The sequence below is a fragment of the Streptomyces sp. NPDC058373 genome, assembly GCF_042723275.1.
Lineage (GTDB): Bacteria > Actinomycetota > Actinomycetes > Streptomycetales > Streptomycetaceae > Streptomyces.
The window spans coordinates 48,418-66,434 of record NZ_JBHXJE010000037.1 but is presented as its reverse complement, the minus strand read 5'-3'; the positions used below and the strand labels follow the sequence as shown (position 1 = coordinate 66,434).

Annotated in this window: 16 protein-coding genes; 6 read left to right on the top strand and 10 right to left on the bottom strand. The window is 73.6% G+C overall.

The features are described from left to right. Positions 1-113: 113 nt before the first annotated feature. Complete coding sequence (locus ACFWMZ_RS20735) at positions 114-1,151, bottom strand: rod shape-determining protein (RefSeq protein ID WP_383176593.1); 1,038 nt, start codon at positions 1,149-1,151, stop codon at positions 114-116. A gap of 232 nt (positions 1,152-1,383) precedes the next feature. Here ACFWMZ_RS20735 and ACFWMZ_RS20730 point away from each other — a divergent pair, with 232 nt between their 5' ends. Continuing rightward, positions 1,384-2,655, top strand: a complete 1,272-nt coding sequence (locus ACFWMZ_RS20730; protein WP_383176630.1) for an MFS transporter — start codon at positions 1,384-1,386, stop codon at positions 2,653-2,655. Between the two features lie 403 nt (positions 2,656-3,058). On the opposite strand, the gene ACFWMZ_RS20725 is transcribed toward ACFWMZ_RS20730, so the two are convergent. After that, positions 3,059-3,658, bottom strand: a complete 600-nt coding sequence (locus tag ACFWMZ_RS20725) for a hypothetical protein (protein ID WP_383203271.1) — start codon at positions 3,656-3,658, stop codon at positions 3,059-3,061. A gap of 266 nt (positions 3,659-3,924) precedes the next feature. Then, complete coding sequence (locus ACFWMZ_RS20720; protein ID WP_383176587.1) at positions 3,925-4,347, bottom strand: MarR family winged helix-turn-helix transcriptional regulator; 423 nt, start codon at positions 4,345-4,347, stop codon at positions 3,925-3,927. 88 nt (positions 4,348-4,435) lie between these two features. On the opposite strand from ACFWMZ_RS20720, the gene ACFWMZ_RS20715 reads away from it, so the two are divergent. The 3 genes from ACFWMZ_RS20715 to ACFWMZ_RS20705 all read left to right on the top strand — a co-directional run bounded on the left by ACFWMZ_RS20715 (position 4,436) and on the right by ACFWMZ_RS20705 (position 6,855). Then, complete coding sequence (locus tag ACFWMZ_RS20715; protein ID WP_383176584.1) at positions 4,436-5,455, top strand: NADP-dependent oxidoreductase; 1,020 nt, start codon at positions 4,436-4,438, stop codon at positions 5,453-5,455. An 80-nt stretch (positions 5,456-5,535) separates the two neighbouring features. Next, on the top strand, positions 5,536-5,964 hold the full coding sequence (locus ACFWMZ_RS20710; RefSeq protein WP_383176581.1) for an organic hydroperoxide resistance protein: 429 nt from the start codon (positions 5,536-5,538) through the stop codon (positions 5,962-5,964). Positions 5,965-6,036: 72 nt separating this feature from the next. Further along, positions 6,037-6,855: an EI24 domain-containing protein gene (locus ACFWMZ_RS20705; RefSeq protein WP_383176579.1), complete on the top strand. Its 819-nt coding sequence runs from the start codon at positions 6,037-6,039 to the stop codon at positions 6,853-6,855. Positions 6,856-6,874: 19 nt separating this feature from the next. Here ACFWMZ_RS20705 and ACFWMZ_RS20700 read toward each other — a convergent pair whose 3' ends face one another. Continuing rightward, positions 6,875-7,441 (bottom strand): TetR/AcrR family transcriptional regulator, encoded by a 567-nt coding sequence (locus tag ACFWMZ_RS20700; RefSeq protein ID WP_383176577.1) that lies wholly within the window; start codon positions 7,439-7,441, stop codon positions 6,875-6,877. 289 nt (positions 7,442-7,730) lie between these two features. On the opposite strand from ACFWMZ_RS20700, the gene ACFWMZ_RS20695 reads away from it, so the two are divergent. Continuing rightward, positions 7,731-10,235, top strand: coding sequence for a glycoside hydrolase family 3 protein (locus tag ACFWMZ_RS20695; RefSeq protein WP_383203269.1), 2,505 nt, complete (start codon positions 7,731-7,733; stop codon positions 10,233-10,235). A gap of 47 nt (positions 10,236-10,282) precedes the next feature. Here the strand turns inward: ACFWMZ_RS20695 and ACFWMZ_RS20690 are convergent, their stop codons facing one another. Further along, positions 10,283-11,182, bottom strand: a complete 900-nt coding sequence (locus tag ACFWMZ_RS20690) for an SGNH/GDSL hydrolase family protein (RefSeq protein WP_383176571.1) — start codon at positions 11,180-11,182, stop codon at positions 10,283-10,285. A 571-nt stretch (positions 11,183-11,753) separates the two neighbouring features. Here ACFWMZ_RS20690 and ACFWMZ_RS20685 point away from each other — a divergent pair. After that, a complete protein-coding gene (locus tag ACFWMZ_RS20685) occupies positions 11,754-12,248 on the top strand; it encodes a DUF3145 domain-containing protein (protein WP_383176568.1) in 495 nt (164 codons plus the stop codon). Between the two features lie 171 nt (positions 12,249-12,419). On the opposite strand, the gene ACFWMZ_RS20680 is transcribed toward ACFWMZ_RS20685, so the two are convergent. The 5 genes from ACFWMZ_RS20680 to ACFWMZ_RS20660 all read right to left on the bottom strand — a co-directional run bounded on the left by ACFWMZ_RS20680 (position 12,420) and on the right by ACFWMZ_RS20660 (position 17,458). Continuing rightward, positions 12,420-13,691 (bottom strand): beta-ketoacyl-[acyl-carrier-protein] synthase family protein, encoded by a 1,272-nt coding sequence (locus tag ACFWMZ_RS20680; protein ID WP_383176565.1) that lies wholly within the window; start codon positions 13,689-13,691, stop codon positions 12,420-12,422. 156 nt (positions 13,692-13,847) lie between these two features. Then, positions 13,848-14,096, bottom strand: coding sequence for an acyl carrier protein (locus ACFWMZ_RS20675; RefSeq protein WP_383176562.1), 249 nt, complete (start codon positions 14,094-14,096; stop codon positions 13,848-13,850). Between the two features lie 73 nt (positions 14,097-14,169). After that, complete coding sequence (locus ACFWMZ_RS20670) at positions 14,170-15,171, bottom strand: ketoacyl-ACP synthase III (protein ID WP_383176559.1); 1,002 nt, start codon at positions 15,169-15,171, stop codon at positions 14,170-14,172. A gap of 17 nt (positions 15,172-15,188) precedes the next feature. Then, complete coding sequence (locus tag ACFWMZ_RS20665; RefSeq protein ID WP_383176556.1) at positions 15,189-16,130, bottom strand: ACP S-malonyltransferase; 942 nt, start codon at positions 16,128-16,130, stop codon at positions 15,189-15,191. 89 nt (positions 16,131-16,219) lie between these two features. Then, the gene (locus ACFWMZ_RS20660) at positions 16,220-17,458 is read right to left on the bottom strand and encodes a PucR family transcriptional regulator (RefSeq protein ID WP_383176553.1); all 1,239 of its coding nucleotides are present in this window, start codon (positions 17,456-17,458) and stop codon (positions 16,220-16,222) included. Positions 17,459-18,017 lie beyond the last annotated feature (559 nt).

Here is an 18,017-nt window from a genome sequence, read left to right as displayed (position 1 = left end):
CCTGGTGGGGCCCGGGCCCGGCCGGTGGGTGCGGGGGGGGGGCGCGGCTCCGGCTCGCGCGGGGCGCCGCTCCGGCCGCCCGCGCGCGTCGACCGGATCCGCGCCCGTGTCGCTCAGGCGGAGAGCGGGTTGAGCGCCATCGGCTCGATCTGCCCGTCGAGCATCGCGCCGAGCCCGGTGACCGAGGCGATGTCGGGCCGCTCCGCGACCTCGACCGGCATCCCGGTGGCCTCGCGGAGCATCTGGTCGAGCCCGGGCATCAGGGCACTGCCGCCGACCATCATGATCCCGCGCTCGGCCAGGTCGGCGACGAGGTCGGGCGGGCAGTCCCGCAGCACCTTGCCGATGCCGTCGATGACGCCGGTGAGCGGAATGCTGATGGCGCTGCGCAGACCCACCGTGTCCACCTCCGCCGACCGGGCGAGGCCGGTGGCGACGTCCCGCCCGTGGATCTCGGTGGAGCCCGGCCCGGGTGTCGTCAGGTCGCCGCCACGCAGCGCGAGGTGGAGCGGGCGCACGGACTGGCTCGGCAGCATCAGCTCGTGGTGGTGGCGCAGGTAGGAGACGACGGAGTGGTCGATGGCGTTGCCGCCGACCGGGATGCGCTCGGCGGTCACGATCGAACCGAGCGAGAGGACCGCGATCTGCGTGGTGGCGGCGCCGCAGACCAGGATCATGCTGGCCTCGGGCCGTTCCACCGGCAGCCCGCACCCCACGGCGGCGGCGAGCAGCGTGTCGACCAGCTCCACCCGGCGCGCCCCGATGCCCACCAGCGTCTCGATGGTGGCCCGCCGGGCGAGCGGGTCCGCGTCGTGCGGCGTGCAGGCGGCGGCCCGCAGCCGGGGCTTGCGGCGCAGCGCGCGGCGCGCCTTGTCGCCGAGGAGGTGGCGGAGCATGCGCTTCGCCATGTCGATGTCGATCACGGTGCCACCGCTCACCGGCCGGACCACGCGGATGTAGCCGGGGGTGCGGCCGGTCATCTGCTCGGCCAGCGTGCCGACCGCGATGAGCGCGCCGGTGCGCGTGTTGATCGCCGCCGCGCTCGGTTCGTCGACGACGACCCCCTCGCCCTTGACGAAGACACGGGTGCGCGCGGCCCCCAGGTCGACGGCGAAGTGGCAGCGGCGCAACTGCTCCAGACTGGCGGTCACGGCAGGTCCTCCCGAGTGCGGTGACGGATACGAGCCCGGTGCGGGCGGCTCTCCTCGCATCCTCCGCCCGCCGCCGGACCGCCGCCCGCCGGAGGGGGCCGCGCGGGTGGCCCCGGGAGCGGGCCCGTGCGCGGAGGCGGCCTCCGCGCGGCATCCGGGAGGCGCGTTAGCATCCGCTGTGCACAGTGAGACCTCGAAGGACGAGCCCCCGGCCCCGGACGACGCGCATGCGATACTCCCCCCGCCCCGCGACCCGGCGGCGCCCCCACCCGGACGGCGGCTGCTCGCCGACCTGACGCCGCTGCGCACCTCGGCCGACTTCCGGAGGCTGTGGATCGGCAACACGATCTCCTGGGTCGGCCAGGGCATGACCGCCCTCGCCATCTCCCTCCAGGTCTACGACCTCACCCACTCCAGCTTCTCCGTCGGCCTGGTCGGCCTCTTCTCCCTCGTGCCCCTGGTCGTCTTCGGCCTCTACGGCGGGGCCGTCGCCGACACCGTCGACCGCCGCCTGCTGGGCCTCGCCAGCTCCACCGGCTCCTGGCTGCTGGCCGTCGCCCTCGCCGTAGCCGCGTTCGCCGGCTTCCACCAGGTGTGGTTCCTCTACGCGATCGTGGCGCTCCAGGCGGTCTGCGCCGCCCTGAACGCCCCGGCCCGCTCCTCGATGATCCCGAGGCTGCTCCCGGCCGAGCAGCTCCCCGCGGCCAACGCCCTCAACTCCATGACCACCACCTTCGGCACCATGACCGGGCCGATGATCGGCGGCCTGCTGGTCGGCCTCTGGGGTTACCAGGCGGCGTACCTCATCGACGCCGTCGCCTTCACCGCCGCCCTCTACGCGATGTGGCGACTGCCCGCGATGCGCCCGCAGCGGGAGGAGGGCAGCCGCGGCCGCGCCTCGGTCCTGGACGGCCTGCGCTTCCTCGCGACCCGGCCCAACGTCCGGATGACCTTCTTCACCGACCTGTGCGCGATGGTCCTCGCCCACCCCCGCGCGCTCTTCCCGGCCGTCGCGGTGATCTGGTACGGCGGCGACGCGAAGACGGCCGGGCTGCTGGTGGCCGCCCCCGCCGTGGGCGCCCTGCTCGGCAGCGTCTTCTCCGGCTGGCTCGGCCGGATCCACCGGCACGGGGTGGCCATCCTGCTCTCGGTCGGTGGCTGGGGGCTGGCCGTGGCGGTCTTCGGCCTCACCCGGAACCTCTGGCTCGGCATCCTCTTCCTGGCGCTGGCGGGCGCGGCCGACACCATCTCCATGGTCTTCCGCTCGACCATGCTCCAGGCCGCCACCCCGGACGCGATGCGCGGGCGGCTCCAGGGCGTCTTCATCGTGGTCGTCGCGGGCGGGCCGCGCCTCGGCGACTTCCTCGCCGGAACCGTCGGCGACCTGGCCTCCCCGACGGCCGCCGTCACCGGCGGCGGCCTCCTGTGCGTCCTCGCCGTGACCGCCCTCGGCCTGCGCTGGCGGAACTTCGCCCGCTACGACGCCCGCGACCCGCAGCCCTGAGCCCGCGCACGGCGACGGCGCCGCCTCCCCTTGGGACGAGGGGAAACGGCGCCGTGCCCTGGTCCGGGCTCAACGCCCGGAGGTGCCTCCGACAGGTGTCAGACCAGCCACCCGACGAGGTGGACGAGGCCGGCGAGGATGTCGGTGAGCAGGTTCATGAGTGGATCTCCTCGGTGCTGCACGCGCCCAGGGACAGGGCGCTCGGGAACATGAACACGGGCCCGGACAAAGGGACTTGGGCCCGTCGCGGTGACGGTGTGCACCCCGTCGCTCGCTGAACGTAAGCATTGTGCTTCGTGGCGTGCTCACGCAATTCCTCGCGGAATGATCACCTGTTCAAGGGAACACCCGATCATCTGTTCGTGAGCGGGGTGAGGGCGGTGCGAGGGGCGGGCGCACCGGGTCAGCCCTGCCGCCCCACCTCCGTCACCTCCTGGAGCAGCCCCCAGGTGAACTCGGCCACCGCCTCCCGCGCGGCCCCGCCCTCCCGCACCGGAGCCGTGATCCGCAGCCGCCGGCGGGTCGGTGCCGACCCCTCCAGCGGGCGGGCGGGGAACGCCCGGGCGACCTCGTCGACGGTGTGGGCCCACGGCCGCAGCGCTTCCAGCCCGCGAGGAGGCGGCGGAGCGGCGCCCGGGGCGCGGACCAGCCACTCGTTCCACACCGCACCGCCGGGCGCCAGCAGCGCCTCGAACCGCAGATCCGGCCAGAGCGGCACCGCCCAGCGCAGCGCCTCGCACTCCAGGTCACCGATGACCCGGCGCTCGGTGGTCTCCGGCGCGCCCAGCGCCGAGCGCAGCAGCCCGGCGCCCCGCCGAGCCCGCGGCGATCGCACCATCGCCTGCCAGCGCCGGTTGGCCTCCCGCATCCCGGCAGCGTCCACCCCGAGTGACCGCCGCGCCTCCTCGACCAGCCCCGGCTGATGATCGGCCATCCGCCGCAACAACACGAGCTGAAACTCCAACAAAGCGAAGGGGCCGGAACCCCCGGCAGCCACAGACATCCCCCCATCGTTCCCCACAACACCCCTTGCACCCCCGACGCGGCTGAGGGGTGGCCTCAAGCGCCGGCGGACCTGAAAGATGGCCGACTGGGGCAAAAAATCAAGCCCGGCCGGCGTTTGAGGCCAATCAGTGACCGGCGCGGTCGAGCGAACCGCGCACCCCCGCAGCCCGGCCGGCGCTTGAGGCCACTCCACCCCACCCCCAGGGCGCCCGGGGCCGAAAGCCAAGCCCCCGCCCCCCGAGGGATTGACGCAGCCCTAGTGCGTCAATCCCCCGCCATGCGCCGCAACATCCCCCGCAACATCACCCGCTCCTCCCGGCTGAACCCGGCCAGCGGCTCGCGGGCGAAGTCGAGCGAGTCCCGCAGGGTCTCCGCGATCCGGCGCCCCTCCGCGGTCAGAGCGGCGAGCTTGACCCGCCGGTCGGCCGGATCGGGCCGCCGCTCCACCAGGCCGCGCACGGCGAGGCGGTCGACGATGCCCGTGACGTTCGACGGCTCGCACTTGAGACGGCGGGCGATCTGCCGCATGGGCATGGCCTCGATGGACAGCAGACCCAGTACGCGGGCCTGCGCACCGGTCAGCGCCTGCTCGGCGGCGGCCCGGTCGTACTCCTCGTGGTAGCGCGCCACGACAGCGGCGATCAGCTCGACGACTTCGAGGGTCAAGGGGTCCGTGCGGGTGGCCATGCGTTCCAGGATAGCCGGTTACTTGACAACATGAAATATACAGACGCATTGTTGTTTTACCTCATGAAACATTAGGAGGAGACACCGCATGACCGCACTTCCCTCGTCCGGCCGCGAATGGCACCTCGTCGCCAGGCCTGACGGCTGGCCCACCCCCGAGGACTTCGCCCTCCGCGAGGTTCCGATCGAGGCTCCCACGGCGGGCCGGATCCTCGTCCGCAACCTCTACTTCTCGGTCGACCCGTACATGCGCGGCAGGATGAACGACGTCAAGTCGTACGTACCGCCCTTCAAGCTGGACGCCCCCATGGACGGCGGCGCGGTCGGTGAGGTCATCGCCTCCGAGGCTGAGGGCTTCGCCGTCGGCGACCACGTCCTGCACGGCCTCGGCTGGCGCGAGTACGCCAACTTCGACGCCAAGCACGCCAAGAAGGTCGACGGCTCGCTGGCCCCGCTCACCGCCTACCTCGGCGTCCTCGGCATGCCGGGCCTCACCGCGTACGCGGGCCTGCTCGACGTCGCCTCGTTCAAGTCCGGCGACGCCGTCTTCGTCTCCGGCGCGGCCGGTGCCGTCGGCAGCGAGGTCGGCCAGATCGCCCGGCTCAAGGGCGCCTCCCGGGTCATCGGCTCGGCCGGCTCCGAGGAGAAGGTCAAGCTCCTCACCGAGGAGTACGGCTTCGACGCCGCCTTCAACTACAAGGACGGCCCCGTCGCCGAGCAGCTCAAGCAGGCCGCCCCCGACGGCATCGACGTCTACTTCGACAACGTCGGCGGCGACCACCTGGAGGCCGCCATCGGCCGCCTCAACCAGGGCGGCCGGGTGGCGCTCTGCGGCGCCATCGCCCAGTACAACGACACCGGCGCCCCCGCCGGGCCGCGCAACCTCGCCCTCGCCATCGGTAAGCGGCTGCGGCTGCAGGGCTTCATCGTCGGCGACCACAGCGACCTCCAGCCGCAGTTCGTCGACGAGGTCTCCGCCTGGGTCCGCTCCGGCGAGCTGAAGTACAACGAGACCTTCGTCGAGGGCATCGACAACGGCGTGGAGGGTTTCCTCGGCATGCTCCGGGGCGAGAACACCGGAAAGATGATCATCGACCTGTCCCGCTGACGGGCTGTCTCGTCTAGGCTCGGTCACGGCCGCCTGGGTCGTGGGCGCGAGCCCCGGCGGAACAATCAGGAGGAACACGTATGTCCATCCAGAAGATCGACGTCGCCTACACCGCCGTCGCCACCGCCGAGAACGGCCGCGACGGCCGCGTCTCCACCAACGACGGCAAGCTCGACGTCGTCGTCAACCCGCCCAAGGAAATGGGCGGAAGCGGTGACGGGACCAACCCGGAGCAGCTCTTCGCCGCCGGTTACAGCGCGTGCTTCCAGGGGGCGCTGGGCGTCGTGGCCCGGGCCGCCAAGGCCGACATCGCGGGCTCGACCGTCACCGCGCAGGTCGGCATCGGCAAGACCGAGGCCGGCGGCTTCGGCCTGGAGGTCGAGCTGGTCGCCTCCATCCCGAGCGTCGACCGCGCCACCGCCGAGGAGCTCGTCGCCAAGGCCCACGAGGTCTGCCCGTACTCCAACGCCACCCGCGGCAACATCAAGGTGACCCTCACCGTCGCCTGACCCCGCCGCGTCGGCCCCTGCCGGCCCGCCCGCTCCGCGCAAGCGGTCCGGGCGGGCCGGTAAGGTGCCCGCATGCGTGATCTCCGGGCGGGTTTCCAGTACTTGATGACCGGCCAGCGCTGGGCGCTGAGCCACGGCAAGGCCTTCGGTCTGGGCCTGCTGCCCGGCCTCCTCACCCTCGTCGTCTACGCGGCCGCGCTGGTCGCCCTCGCCTTCGGCGCCGACGACCTCATCGCCTGGGCCACGCCCTTCGCCGACGGCTGGGGCTCCCCGTGGCTCGGCCTCTTCCGCGGCTTTCTGACCGCGGTCCTCTTCGCGCTCGGCCTGATGCTCGCGGTGATCACCTTCACCTCGGTCACCCTGCTCGTCGGCTCCCCCTTCTACGACGCGGTCTCCGAGCGCGTCGACGCCTCCGTCGACGGCAACGTCCCCACCTCCGGCCGCTCCTTCTGGTACGACCTGTGGGTCTCGCTCCGCGACAGCCTGCGCATCCTGGTCCGGGCCGCGATCTGGGGCGTGCTGCTCTTCGCGCTCGGCCTCATCCCCGTCGTCGGCCAGACCGCCGTCCCCGTCGTCGGCTTCTTCGTCACCGGGTTCTTCCTCACCGAGGAGCTCGCCTCGGTCGCCCTCGCCCGGCGCGGCGTCGACCTGCGCGAGCGGCTCACCCTGCTCCGCTCCCGCCGCGCCCTGGCCTGGGGCTTCGGTGTGCCGTTGGCCCTCGTCTACCTGATTCCGTTCGTCGCCGTCTTCCTCATGCCGGGCGCCGTCGCCGGAGCCACCCTGCTCTCCCGCGACCTGCTCGGCGAACCGACCGCGCCGACCGCGGACGCAGAACCGTCCGAGGGGCTCCGGACGGACAAGTCCCAGGCGGACGCCCGGGCGGAGCGCTGACCGGCCCGCACCCGCCTGTTCACGCCGGCGGCTCCTCGCCCAGCAGGACGAGGAAGTCGCGGAAGGCCGCCGTCATGTCGACCGCCTCCGGATCCAGCAGCCACTGGTACTGGAGGCCGTCCAACACCGCCACCAGCAGCGGAGCCACCCGCTCCGGCGTCAGCCCGCTCGGCAGCCGCTCGCCGTACGCGGTGCGCAGGATGGACGCCATGTCCGCGCGCGCCCCGGCGTACCGCCCGGTGAAGTAGGCGCGGGCCGGGTGGTCCCCGGTGACGCTCTCGCCGAGCAGTGCGGAGAAGGTCCGTACGATGGCGGGGCGGGTCGCGTTGTAGTCGACCAGCGCCGCCAGCAGGTCCAGCCGCCAGGTCTCGCGCGGCGTCGCGTCCCACTGGTCCCGGGCCTCCAACACCCCCACCAGCAGCGCCTCCTTGGTGGGGAAGTAGTGCAGCAGCCCTTGCTGGGTGAGGCCGACCCGCTCCGCCACGGCCGCCATCGAGGCCGCGCGGTACCCCCGCTCGGCGATCACCCCCAGCGCCGCCCGCAGGATGTCCCCGCGCCGCTCCTCGTTCCTGCCGCCCCTGCTCATGGCTGGCGCCGCCCTCTCCTCGTGCTGCCGTGCCCGTCGGAAGGCCGCGCCCGTGCGCGCCCCGGCCGCAGCGACGTTACGACACCCCGAGACCGCCCGGACGCCCGGCACACGACACGCGTCACGAAAAGATAACGAAACCGATCGGTCTACAAGGTGACGGGGCAAGATGTAACACGGCGGGTCAGGGACACCCGCACCGCCGGACGCGCGCGCACGGCCCGGGCCGCGGTTCGCCCCGCCCGGACCACCGCGACGCGTCGGCGCCCACCCGCGCGAGGAGAGACGCATGACGGACCACCCCGGCACCCGGCGCAGCGCCCACGGCCAGGAGTACGAGACACGGCTCGCCGAGGCCGTCGAGCGGGCCCTCGCCGCCCTCGACCTCGACGCCAAGACCCGGCTCCTGGCCGGGCAGGACATGTGGTCCCTGCCCGCCTTCCCCGAGGCCGGGGTCGGCTCCCTGGTCATGTCCGACGGGCCCGTCGGCGTGCGCGGGGTCCGCTGGACCGCGGCCGACCCCTCCGTCGCGCTCCCCTCGCCGACCGCGCTCGCCGCCTCCTGGGACCCGGAGCTGGCCCGCCGCGCCGGGGCGCTCCTCGCCCAGGAGGCCCGACGCAAGGGCGTCCACGTCCTCCTCGCGCCGACGGTCAACCTCCACCGCTCCCCGCTGGGCGGCCGCCACTTCGAGACGTACAGCGAGGACCCGTACCTGACCGGGGCGATCGGCACCGGCTACGTCCAGGGGGTGCAGAGCGGCGGTGTCGGCACCACCGTCAAGCACTTCGCCGGGAACGACGCCGAGACCGACCGCTTCACCGTCGACAACCGCATCGACCCGCGGACCCTGCACGAGGTCTACCTCGCGCCGTTCGAGGCCATCACCGCCGCGGCCCGCCCGTGGGGCGTCATGACCGCCTACAACAGCGTCAACGGCACCACCATGACCGAGCACCGCGACCTGGTCACAGGCGTCCTCCGCGGCACCTGGGGCTTCGACGGGATCAACGTCTCCGACTGGCTCGCCGCCCGCTCCACCATCCCCGCCATCACCGCAGGACTCGACCTGGCGATGCCCGGCCCGCGCACCGTCTACGGCCCGGCGCTGGCCGCCGCCGTCCGCGACGGGCAGGTGGACGAGAAGGTGGTCGACGCCGCCGTCCGCCGCGTGCTGCGCCTCGCTGGACGCGTCGGCGTCCTCGACGGCGTCGGCCCCGCCGTCCCGCCCGGGCAGCTGCCCGCCGAGGCCGACGGCGCCGCCGTCGCCCGCGAGGTCGCCCGCCGCGGCTTCGTCCTGCTGCGCAACGAACCCGCCGCCGGCGGTACGCCCGTCCTCCCGCTCGGCCCCCGGCCCGGCACCGTCGCCCTGCTCGGCGCCGCCGCCCGCGAGGCCCGCGTCCTCGGCGGCGGCTCCGCCACGGTCTTCCCGCCGTACATCACCTCCCCGCTCGACGGCCTGCGCACCGCGCTCGGCGAGGAGGCCGTCACCTTCCGCGTCGGCGCCGACCCGCAGAACGAACTCGGCCCCGCCACCCAGGGCTTCGACCTGCGTGCGGTCTGCCGCGACGCCGACGGCACCGTCCTCGGCACCGCGCCCGTCCCCGGTGGCGCCGTCCAGTGGGTCGGCAGCGACCTGCCCGACGGCGTCACCCACGAGACCCTGCACAGCGTCGAGATCACCGGTACGTACACCCCGCCCGAGTCCGGCCGCCACACCTTCGGCACCCGCGGCCTCGGCGCCTTCCGCCTCACCGTCGGCGGACGCGAACTCTGGTCCGGCACGCAGGGGCTCGGCGAGGCCCGAGACCCCTTCGAGGCGTTCTTCGGCGTCCCCACCGAACGCGCCACCGCCGAGCTGACCGCGGGCGAGCCCGTCGACATCAGCCTGGAGTGCGTCCGCGCGCGGATCCCGGACGCGCCCCTGGACGCCGTCAGCCTCTCCCTCGTCCACCTGCTGCCCCAGCGCGACCCGGACGAGCTGATCGTCGAGGCCGTCGAGGCCGCCCGGCAGGCCGAGACCGCGGTGGTCGTGGTCGCCACCACCGAGGCCGTCGAGTCGGAGGGCTTCGACCGCACCTCCCTCGCCCTCCCCGGCCGCCAGGACGACCTGGTCCGCGCCGTCGCCGCCGCCAACCCCCGCACGGTCGTGGTCGTCAACGCGGGTTCGCCCGTCGAGATGGCCTGGCGCGAGGAGGTCGCCGCCGTGCTGCTGACCTGGTTCCCCGGCCAGGAGGGCGGCGCCGCCCTCGCCGACGTCCTGACCGGCCGCGAGGAGCCCGGCGGCCGCCTCCCCACCACCTGGCCCGCCCGCCTCGCCGACGCCCCCGTCTCGAACACCGCCCCGGCCGACGGCCACCTCGACTACACCGAGGGCGTCTTCGTCGGCTATGCCGCCTGGGAACGCGCCGGAACCACCCCCGCCTACCCCTTCGGCCACGGCCTCGGCTACACCGACTGGAACTACGAGACCCTGCGCGCCGAAGGCCGCACCGTCACCGTCGGCCTGCGCAACACCGGCACCCGTCCCGGCCGTGAGACCGTCCAGCTCTACCTGGCCCCGCCGGCAGCAGCCCCCGGCGCCCCCGAGCGGCCCGCCCAGCGCCTCGCCGGTTTCGCCCTCGCCGAGGCCGGGCCCGGCGAGTCCACCGAGGTCACCGTCGAACTACCCGACCGCGCCTTCGAGATCTGGGACGAGACGGCGGGCGGCTGGTCCCACCGGCCCGGCCGCTACGAACTGCGGGCCGCCCGCTCCGTGGCCGACCCGCGCCTGACCCTGACCCTCAAGGAGGACTGACCCGCGAGGCGGCGGCCCGGGGCGCCCGCCAGGAGGTCCCGGGCCGCTCAGCCCTTCGCGGTCACCGCCCGGTAGGCGATGCGCGCGATGTGGGCCTGGCCGTTCTTGCTGGGGTGGAACCAGTCCCACGGCGAGAGCTGGGTCCCGGTGAAGCGGAAGTCGAAGACGGCCCCGCCGTCCGTCCGGCAGAGCCGGTCCCGCGCGCACACCTCCGCCAGCACCTTGTTGTACGCCTTGACCCGCTTGTCCACCTTGGCCCGGCGCTTCACCGACTTCTTGTCGACCGCGTCCGGCTCCGACAGCATCGACCGGCAGATCCCCAGCGCCCAGACCTGCTTGCCCAGCTCACTGGAGCGCCCCTGCGACCAGAGCCGCTTCAGATCCGGCACGCTCGCCATGTACACCTGCGTGCGCGGCAGTTCGGCGCGGAGGATCTCCATCGCCTCCTCGACCGACTGCCGGAAGTCGGCGACCTTGGTCATCTGCCGGGTGGAGGCGCGGCAGGCGTCGTTGGCGCCGACCATCACCGTCAGCAGCTCCGGCCGGTCCTGCACCGCCCGCTCCACCTGCACCGGCAGATCGGCCGCCCGCGCCCCGGAGACCGCGTGGTTCCAGCTCCGCTCCGCCGCGCCCTGCTCGCCGAGCAGCCGCAGAGCCAGCGAGCGGACCCCTGGATCGCTGCCCGTGGCCCACGAGGCCTCCGGGCAGTCGGCCAGCACCGAGCAGGCGTCGAAGCCCCGGGTGATGGAGTCCCCGACCGCCGCGAGTGAGGCCGGGCGGGTATCCCACCCCGAGTGCTGCCTGGCCCGGGGGGCCGCCTGCCCGTCACTGCCCGAGGACGCGGGCGGCGCGCTCTGGCAGGCGGGCAGGACGGCGCCGAGGAGCACCGCGAGGCCCGCCGCGGTCCCGGCCCGCGCCCTGCGGCCCCGTGCGCCCTGCTCACCCATCGCGCCTCCTTCCGTCCGCCGCACCGGCTGCCCCCGGCCGCCCGGCCGGTCCTTCCGCTCAACGGTTGTGCACCCTCGCGTGGTTCCACCTCGCCCCGCGAGGGCCGTCACACGTCCGCCGGGGCCCGGGTGGTCGCGGTGGAGCTGGGGGCCGCTGCAGTCGGACCGCCATCGTTTCGCAGGACGGGCGCCCGCGCGCGCTGTGCGCCGCCGGTCCGGTGCCCCGGGGAGGCGGCGCGGTCCTCCCGTCACCCGGCCGCCGGAACGCCGCTCGGCCGGGCGGGTGGCGCCGGGCGTACGCCGGGCGCGTCCCGCCGGGTGAAAGCGGGCGGGTTCCGGGGAACCGGCCCGACGGTACGTCACCCTCCAACGGGCGCGGCACGGTAGCTTTGGCCCCGGGCAGTCCGGCCGTCGGCCCGGCGGCGGTGGCGTACGGACGCCCCGGGGGCGGCACCGCCCACCGGTTCCGCTAAGTTACATCACGTCACATCTGTCCCATTTGGGAAATTCGCTCGGCATGGGCGCGAGGCCGCTCGGGACAGCGCCCCTCGGTCCCACACTGGAGGTTCCGGTGACGACACGTGGAGTCCTGTACGTGCACTCCGCACCGCGTGCGCTGTGCCCGCATGTCGAGTGGGCCGTGGCCGGTGTACTCGGCGTGCGCGTCAGCCTCGACTGGATCCGGCAGCCCGCCGCGCCGGGCACCTGGAGAGCCGAGTTCTCCTGGCAGGGCCAGGCGGGCATCGCCTCCCGGCTCGCCTCCGCGCTCCGCGGCTGGCAGCAGCTCCGCTTCGAGGTGACCGCCGAGCCCAGCCCCGGTGCCGAGGGCGAGCGGTACAGCTCCACCCCCGGCCTCGGCATCTTCCACGCCGTCACCGGCATCCACGGCGACATCCTCATCCCCGAGGACCGGTTGCGCGCCGCCCTGGTCCGCTCCCAGGCCGACGAGACCGACCTGGAGGCCGAGATCGCCCGCCTCCTCGGCAAGCCCTGGGACGATGAACTGGAACCCTTCCGCCACGCCGGCGAGGGCGCCCCGGTCCGCTGGCTTCACCAGGTCGTCTGAGCGCCGGCGCCTCGGCCACCTCGCGACCCGGAACGCCGAAGGGCCCGCCTCCCGAGGGGAAGCGGGCCCTTCACCGTACGACGCCTGTGCGGAGCCCGGCGGCCGTACGCGCGTCACGGACCGTGCGGGACAGGCCGTGCCGATCAGACCGTACTGACCAGGCCGTGTCGATCAGACCGTGCGGAAGGCCAGGACCACGTTGTGGCCGCCGAAGCCGAACGAGTTGTTGATCGCGGCGATGGTGCCCTCGGGCAGCTCGCGCGCCTCGCCGCGCACCACGTCCGCGCCGGACTCGGTGATCGCCGGGTCCAGGTCGTCGACGTTGAGCGTCGGCGGGGCCTTGCGATGCTTGAGCGCCAGCACGGTGGCGACCGTCTCGACGCCGCCCGCGCCGCCGAGCAGGTGGCCCGTCATCGACTTGGTCGCCGAGATCGCCACGTGCTCCAGGTCCTCGCCCAGGATCTGGCGCAGGGCCTTGACCTCGGCGATGTCACCCTGCGGCGTCGAGGTGGCGTGCGCGTTCAGGTGCACGACCTCGGCGGGCTTCAGGTCGGTGTCGTCCATCAGGTTCTGCAGCGCCGCCGCGATGCCCCGGCCGGTCGGCTCGGGCTGCGCGATGTGGTGGCTGTCGGCCGACAGGCCCTGGCCCAGCACCTCGCAGTAGACGCTCGCCCCGCGGGCCGCCGCGTGCTCGGCCGACTCCAGGACGACGACGCCCGCGCCCTCGCCGAGGACGAAGCCGTCACGGGCGGTGTCGTAGGGGCGCGACGCCTTCTCGGGCTCGTCGTTGTTCTTCGACATCGCCATCATGTTGGCGAACGCGACGACCGGCAGCGGGTGGATGGCCGCCTCGGTACCGCCCGCCACGACCACGTCGGCGCGGCCGGTGCGGATCATCTCGACCGCGTAGCCGATCGCCTCCGCGCCGGAGGCGCAGGCCGAGACGGGGGTGTGCACGCCCGCCCGGGCGTTGACCTCCAGGCCGACGTTGGCCGACGGGCTGTTCGGCATCAGCATGGGCACGGTGTGCGGGGAGACGCGCCGGGCGCCCTTCTCCTTCAGCACGTCGTACTGGTCCAACAGCGTCGTGACGCCGCCGATGCCGGAGGCGATGACCGTGCCCAGGCGCTCCGGGCTGATCTGCTCGTCCTCGCCCGCCATCGCCGTGTAACCGGCATCGGCCCAGGCCTCACGGGCGGCGATCAGCGCGAACTGCGCCGAGCGGTCGAGCTTGCGCGCCAGGGGGCGCGGCAGGACCTCGGTCGGCTCCACCGCGATCCGTGCGGCGATCCGGACCGGCAGGTCCGCGTAGCGTTCGTCGTCCAGCGGACGGACACCGGAGCGGCCCGCGATCAGACCTTCCCAGGTCGATGCGGAGTCGCCACCCAGCGGGGTGGTCGCGCCGATACCGGTGACGACCACGGTGCGATTGGTCGGGCTCACAGGGCTTGTCTCCACGGGTCAGAGGGTCGTGCGTCAAGGCGCGCCACCACCGGCACGGCGGTCGGGCGCCCGGTCCGGCTCCGGCGGAACCGAAGCCGGGGCCGGGCAGCGGGGAGCGGACCCGGAGGTCCGGGGCCGCTCCCGGTGCGCCGGGGCTCAGCCCTGGTTCTTCAGGATGTAGGACGTGGCGTCGCCCACGGTCTTGAGGTTCTTGACGTCCTCGTCGGGGATCTTCACGTCGAAGCGCTCCTCGGCGGCGACGACGACCTCGACCATGGACAGCGAGTCGACGTCCAGGTCGTCGGTGAAGGACTTGTCCAGCTGGACGTCCTCGACCGGGATGCCGGCGATCTCGTTCACGATCTCCGCGAGACCGTCGACGATCTCTTCCTGCGTGGCGGCCATGATGGCGCTCCTTCGTTGGTGTTCAGAGGTGTACGGTTCCGCGCGCTCCGGAATGACCGGAGGTGAGCGGCGCCTAGGGGAGAGTAACGACCGTGGCGGCGTAGACGAGACCCGCCCCGAAGCCGATGACGAGCGCCGTATCGCCGCTCTTGGCCTCGCCCGTCGCCAGAAGCCGCTCCATCGCGAGCGGGATCGACGCGGCCGAGGTGTTGCCGGTGGTCTCGATGTCACGGGCGACCGTGACGTGCTCCGGCAGTTTGAGGGTCTTCACCATCGAGTCGATGATCCGCATGTTGGCCTGGTGCGGAATGAAGACGTCCAGGTCGTCCGCGGTGATCCCGGCGGCCTCCAGCGCCTGCTGGGCGACCTTGGCCATCTCGAAGACGGCCCAGCGGAAGACCGCCTGGCCCTCCTGCGTGATCGCCGGGAACTTCTCCGGGTGGCCGTGCCGGTAATCCGACCACGAGACCGTCTGCTTGATGGTCTCCGACTTGTCGCCCTCGGAACCCCACACGGTCCGCCCGATGGCCGGGACGTCCGAGGGGCCGACGACGACCGCGCCCGCGCCGTCACCGAAGAGGAAGGCCGTCGCGCGGTCCTCCAGGTCGGTGAGGTCGCTGAGCCGCTCCACGCCGATGACCAGCACGTGCTCGGCCGACCCGTCGACGATCATGCCCTTGGCCAGGGTCAGGCCGTAGCCGAACCCCGCGCAGCCGGCGGAGATGTCGAAGGCGGCGGGCTTGCCCGCGCCCACCAGGTGGGCGATCTCGGTCGCGACCGCCGGGGTCTGCTTGAAGTGCGACACCGTCGAGACGACGACGGCGCCGATGTCCGACGGGGCTATCCCCGCGTCGGCGACGGCCTTGCCGGCCGCCTCCACCGACATCGCGGTGACGGTCTCCCGGTCGTCCGCCCAGTGCCGGGTCGCGATGCCCGAACGCGAGCGGATCCACTCGTCGGACGAGTCGATCTTCTCCAGGATCACCTCGTTGGGCACCACCCGCGTCGGGCGGTAGCCGCCGACCCCGAGAATGCGCGCGTACGGGGCACCCTTGCTGGGCTTGATCTTCGCCATGCTCTCGGTGCTCCTTCTCAGGCCGTCTGCGGGTCCGCCGGGGCGGCGGGGGAGTGCTCGGCGATCAGGGCGCGTGCGGCGTCGAGGTCGTCGGGGGTCTTCAGGGCGAGCGTCTTGACGCCCGGCAGTGCGCGCTTGGCCAGCCCGGTCAGCGTGCCGCCGGGGCAGACCTCGATCAGCGCCGTCGCGCCGAGCTGCTGGAAGGTCTCCATGCACAGGTCCCAGCGGACCGGGTTGGCCACCTGGCCCACCAGCCGCTCCAGGACCTCCGCACCGGTGGCCACCCGCGCGCCGTCCCGGTTGGAGATGTACGGCACGGACGGGTCGGCCGGGGCCAGTTCCTTGGCCGCCGTCTCCAGCACCGACACAGCCGGAGCCATGTGCTCGGTGTGGAAGGCGCCGGCCACCTTGAGCGGCACCACCCGGCGCACCCCCTCCGGCTTCTCCGCGACCAGCGCGTCGATCTGCTCCAGCGTGCCCGCGGCGACGATCTGGCCGGCGCCGTTGACGTTGGCCGGGGTCAGGCCCAGCTTCTCCAGGTGCGGGAGGGTCACCTCCGGGTCGCCGCCGAGCAGGGCGGCCATGCCGGTGGCGGTGACCGCGGAGGCCTCCGCCATCGCCTGCCCGCGGCGGCGCACCAGGCGCAGCGCGTCGGTGTCGTCGAGGACCGAGGCGAACGCGGCGGCGGTGATCTCACCGACGCTGTGCCCCGCGACGGCGCCGGGGGCCGCCTCGCCGAGCGCGTCGGCGGAGAGCAGTCCGGCCGCGACCAGCAGCGGCTGGGCCACCGCGGTGTCACGGATCGCCTCGGCGTCCGCCTGGGTGCCGTAATGCACCAGGTCGAGGCCGATGGCGTCGGACCAGGCCGCGACGCGGTCGGCGGCACCGGGGAGTTCGAGCCAGGGGGTCAGGAAGCCGGGCGTCTGGGCGCCCTGGCCGGGAGCGACGAGTACGAGCACTCTCACACTCTCTCTTGTGGAGGGCCCCGACGGCCGGTGGGGACAGGGACCAAGAACCGTCAGGGGAATTGTTGGTGTCCGACAAAATCCTAGAGATGCGCCTCGGCGTCGGCCAAGCGCCCCAGGATCAGGGCGATACGCAGCGTGAAGGCCGATCGCACGTCGGACGGCGACCACCCGGTGACGTCAGTCACACGTCGAAGCCGGTAGCGCACGGTGTTCGGGTGGACGAACAGCATCCGGGCCGCCCCTTCGAGGCTGCTCGCCTGCTCCAGGTAGACGCTCAAGGTCTCCAGGAGAGCCGACCCCGCCTCTTCCAGCGGTCTGTAGATCTCCTCCACCAGTTGGTCCCGCGCGGCGGGATCGCCCGCCATCGCGCGCTCCGGCAGCAGATCGTCCGCGAGCACCGGGCGGGGGGCGTCCTGCCAGGCCGCACAGGCCTTCAGCCCCGCCGCGGCCGCCTGCGCCGAACGCGTCGCCGCCAGCAGGTCCGCCACCACCGGACCGGCCACCACCGGCCCCGCCGCGTACGGCCCGATCAGCGCCTTCGCCACGTGCAGCGGGTTGTCGCTGCCGCCCGCGATGACCACCAGCCGGTTGCCGAGGACCCCGGTCAGCACCTGCACCTTGGCCTGGCGTGAGGCCCGCCGGATCGCCTCCACGGTCAGCTCGCTGTCCCCGTCGGGGGCGGTGCCGAGGATGACGCAGACGTGCTCGGGGGAGTTCCAGCCGAGCGCGGCCGCTCGGGAGACGGCGCCCTCGTCGGCCTCGCCGGAGAGCACCGCGTTGACCACCAGCGACTCCAGCCGGGCGTCCCAGGCGCCGCGCGCCTCGGCGGCCTGCGCGTAGACCTGCGCGGTGGCGAAGGCGATCTCGCGGGCGTAGACCAGCAGCGCCTCCCGCAGCACCGACTCGTCGCCGGGCGCCGCGACCTCGTCGATCGCGGTCTCCATCACCTCGATCGTGGTACGCACCATCTCCACGGTCTGCCGCAGCGTGATGGCCCGCGTCAGCTCGCGCGGCGCCGTGCCGAACACGTCGGTGGAGATCGCCTGCGGCGCGTCCGGCCGCCGGAACCACTCGGTGAACGCGGCGATACCCGCCTGTGCCACCAGGCCGATCCACGAACGGTTCTCCGGCGGCATCGCCCGGTACCAGGGCAGCGTCTCGTCCATCCGCGCGATCGCGTTGGCGGCGAGCCGCCCGGAGGAGCGCTCCAGCCGCTTCAACGTCGCGGTGTGCGGATGGTCGGGCCGCTCCTGCGCGGCCCCCGCGTCAGCGGGCTGCTCGGCGGGCTGGTCGGGGGGTGTGGATTCGGGTTGGGACACGGGACAAGACTGCCTTATCGGAGGGGGTTGGTGCGGTGGTGGGTCTGGGCGGCCTCGGGCACGGCTCCCGGGGGAGCGGGTGATGCGCGGTGCGGTTCGAGGCACGGACCGGGTCGGAGGTGACTCGTGACGCGGGTCGGTGTGGGTGCGGGTGGTGGTGGGCGGGGGCTGGGCTCGTGGCTGAGGCTGACGGGCGGCTGGGGCCGGCGGTGGCGGGGTGGTGGCACCTGGTGCGGGCGGCGTCGGCCGTGGACCAAAGCTCGCCGGGTCGGCCGGGCAGAGGCGGTGTGCGGGCAACTGAGATGGCTCCTGCCCCGTCGCGATGATCTGTCTCGATGCGGCGGTGACGGAGCCGGTCGGCGTCGTGTGGTGGACGACGCCCTGGTCAGCGGCAGGGACAGCCAGGTGCCACCCGCGCCGGCCAATGCCGGACCGCGAGGCGCTTCAGTCCCCGGCCGGGCGACGACCTGCCGCCCCGTGGACGCTCGCTCCTGAAAGAGACCGGAGGGGGTCCAACGGCGGACTCGGGTACCGCCATCAGGCTCCGCACCCTCGGCTG

Coding starts and splice junctions, on each gene's coding strand:
- ACFWMZ_RS20725 (WP_383203271.1), bottom strand. CDS start 3,658: ATGTCTGTGGCTGCCGGGGGTTCCGGCCCCTTCGCTTTGTTGGAGTTT.
- ACFWMZ_RS20720 (WP_383176587.1), bottom strand. CDS start 4,347: ATGGCCACCCGCACGGACCCCTTGACCCTCGAAGTCGTCGAGCTGATC.
- ACFWMZ_RS20715 (WP_383176584.1), top strand. CDS start 4,436: ATGACCGCACTTCCCTCGTCCGGCCGCGAATGGCACCTCGTCGCCAGG.
- ACFWMZ_RS20710 (WP_383176581.1), top strand. CDS start 5,536: ATGTCCATCCAGAAGATCGACGTCGCCTACACCGCCGTCGCCACCGCC.
- ACFWMZ_RS20705 (WP_383176579.1), top strand. CDS start 6,037: ATGCGTGATCTCCGGGCGGGTTTCCAGTACTTGATGACCGGCCAGCGC.
- ACFWMZ_RS20700 (WP_383176577.1), bottom strand. CDS start 7,441: ATGAGCAGGGGCGGCAGGAACGAGGAGCGGCGCGGGGACATCCTGCGG.
- ACFWMZ_RS20695 (WP_383203269.1), top strand. CDS start 7,731: ATGACGGACCACCCCGGCACCCGGCGCAGCGCCCACGGCCAGGAGTAC.
- ACFWMZ_RS20690 (WP_383176571.1), bottom strand. CDS start 11,182: ATGGGTGAGCAGGGCGCACGGGGCCGCAGGGCGCGGGCCGGGACCGCG.
- ACFWMZ_RS20675 (WP_383176562.1), bottom strand. CDS start 14,096: ATGGCCGCCACGCAGGAAGAGATCGTCGACGGTCTCGCGGAGATCGTG.
- ACFWMZ_RS20670 (WP_383176559.1), bottom strand. CDS start 15,171: ATGGCGAAGATCAAGCCCAGCAAGGGTGCCCCGTACGCGCGCATTCTC.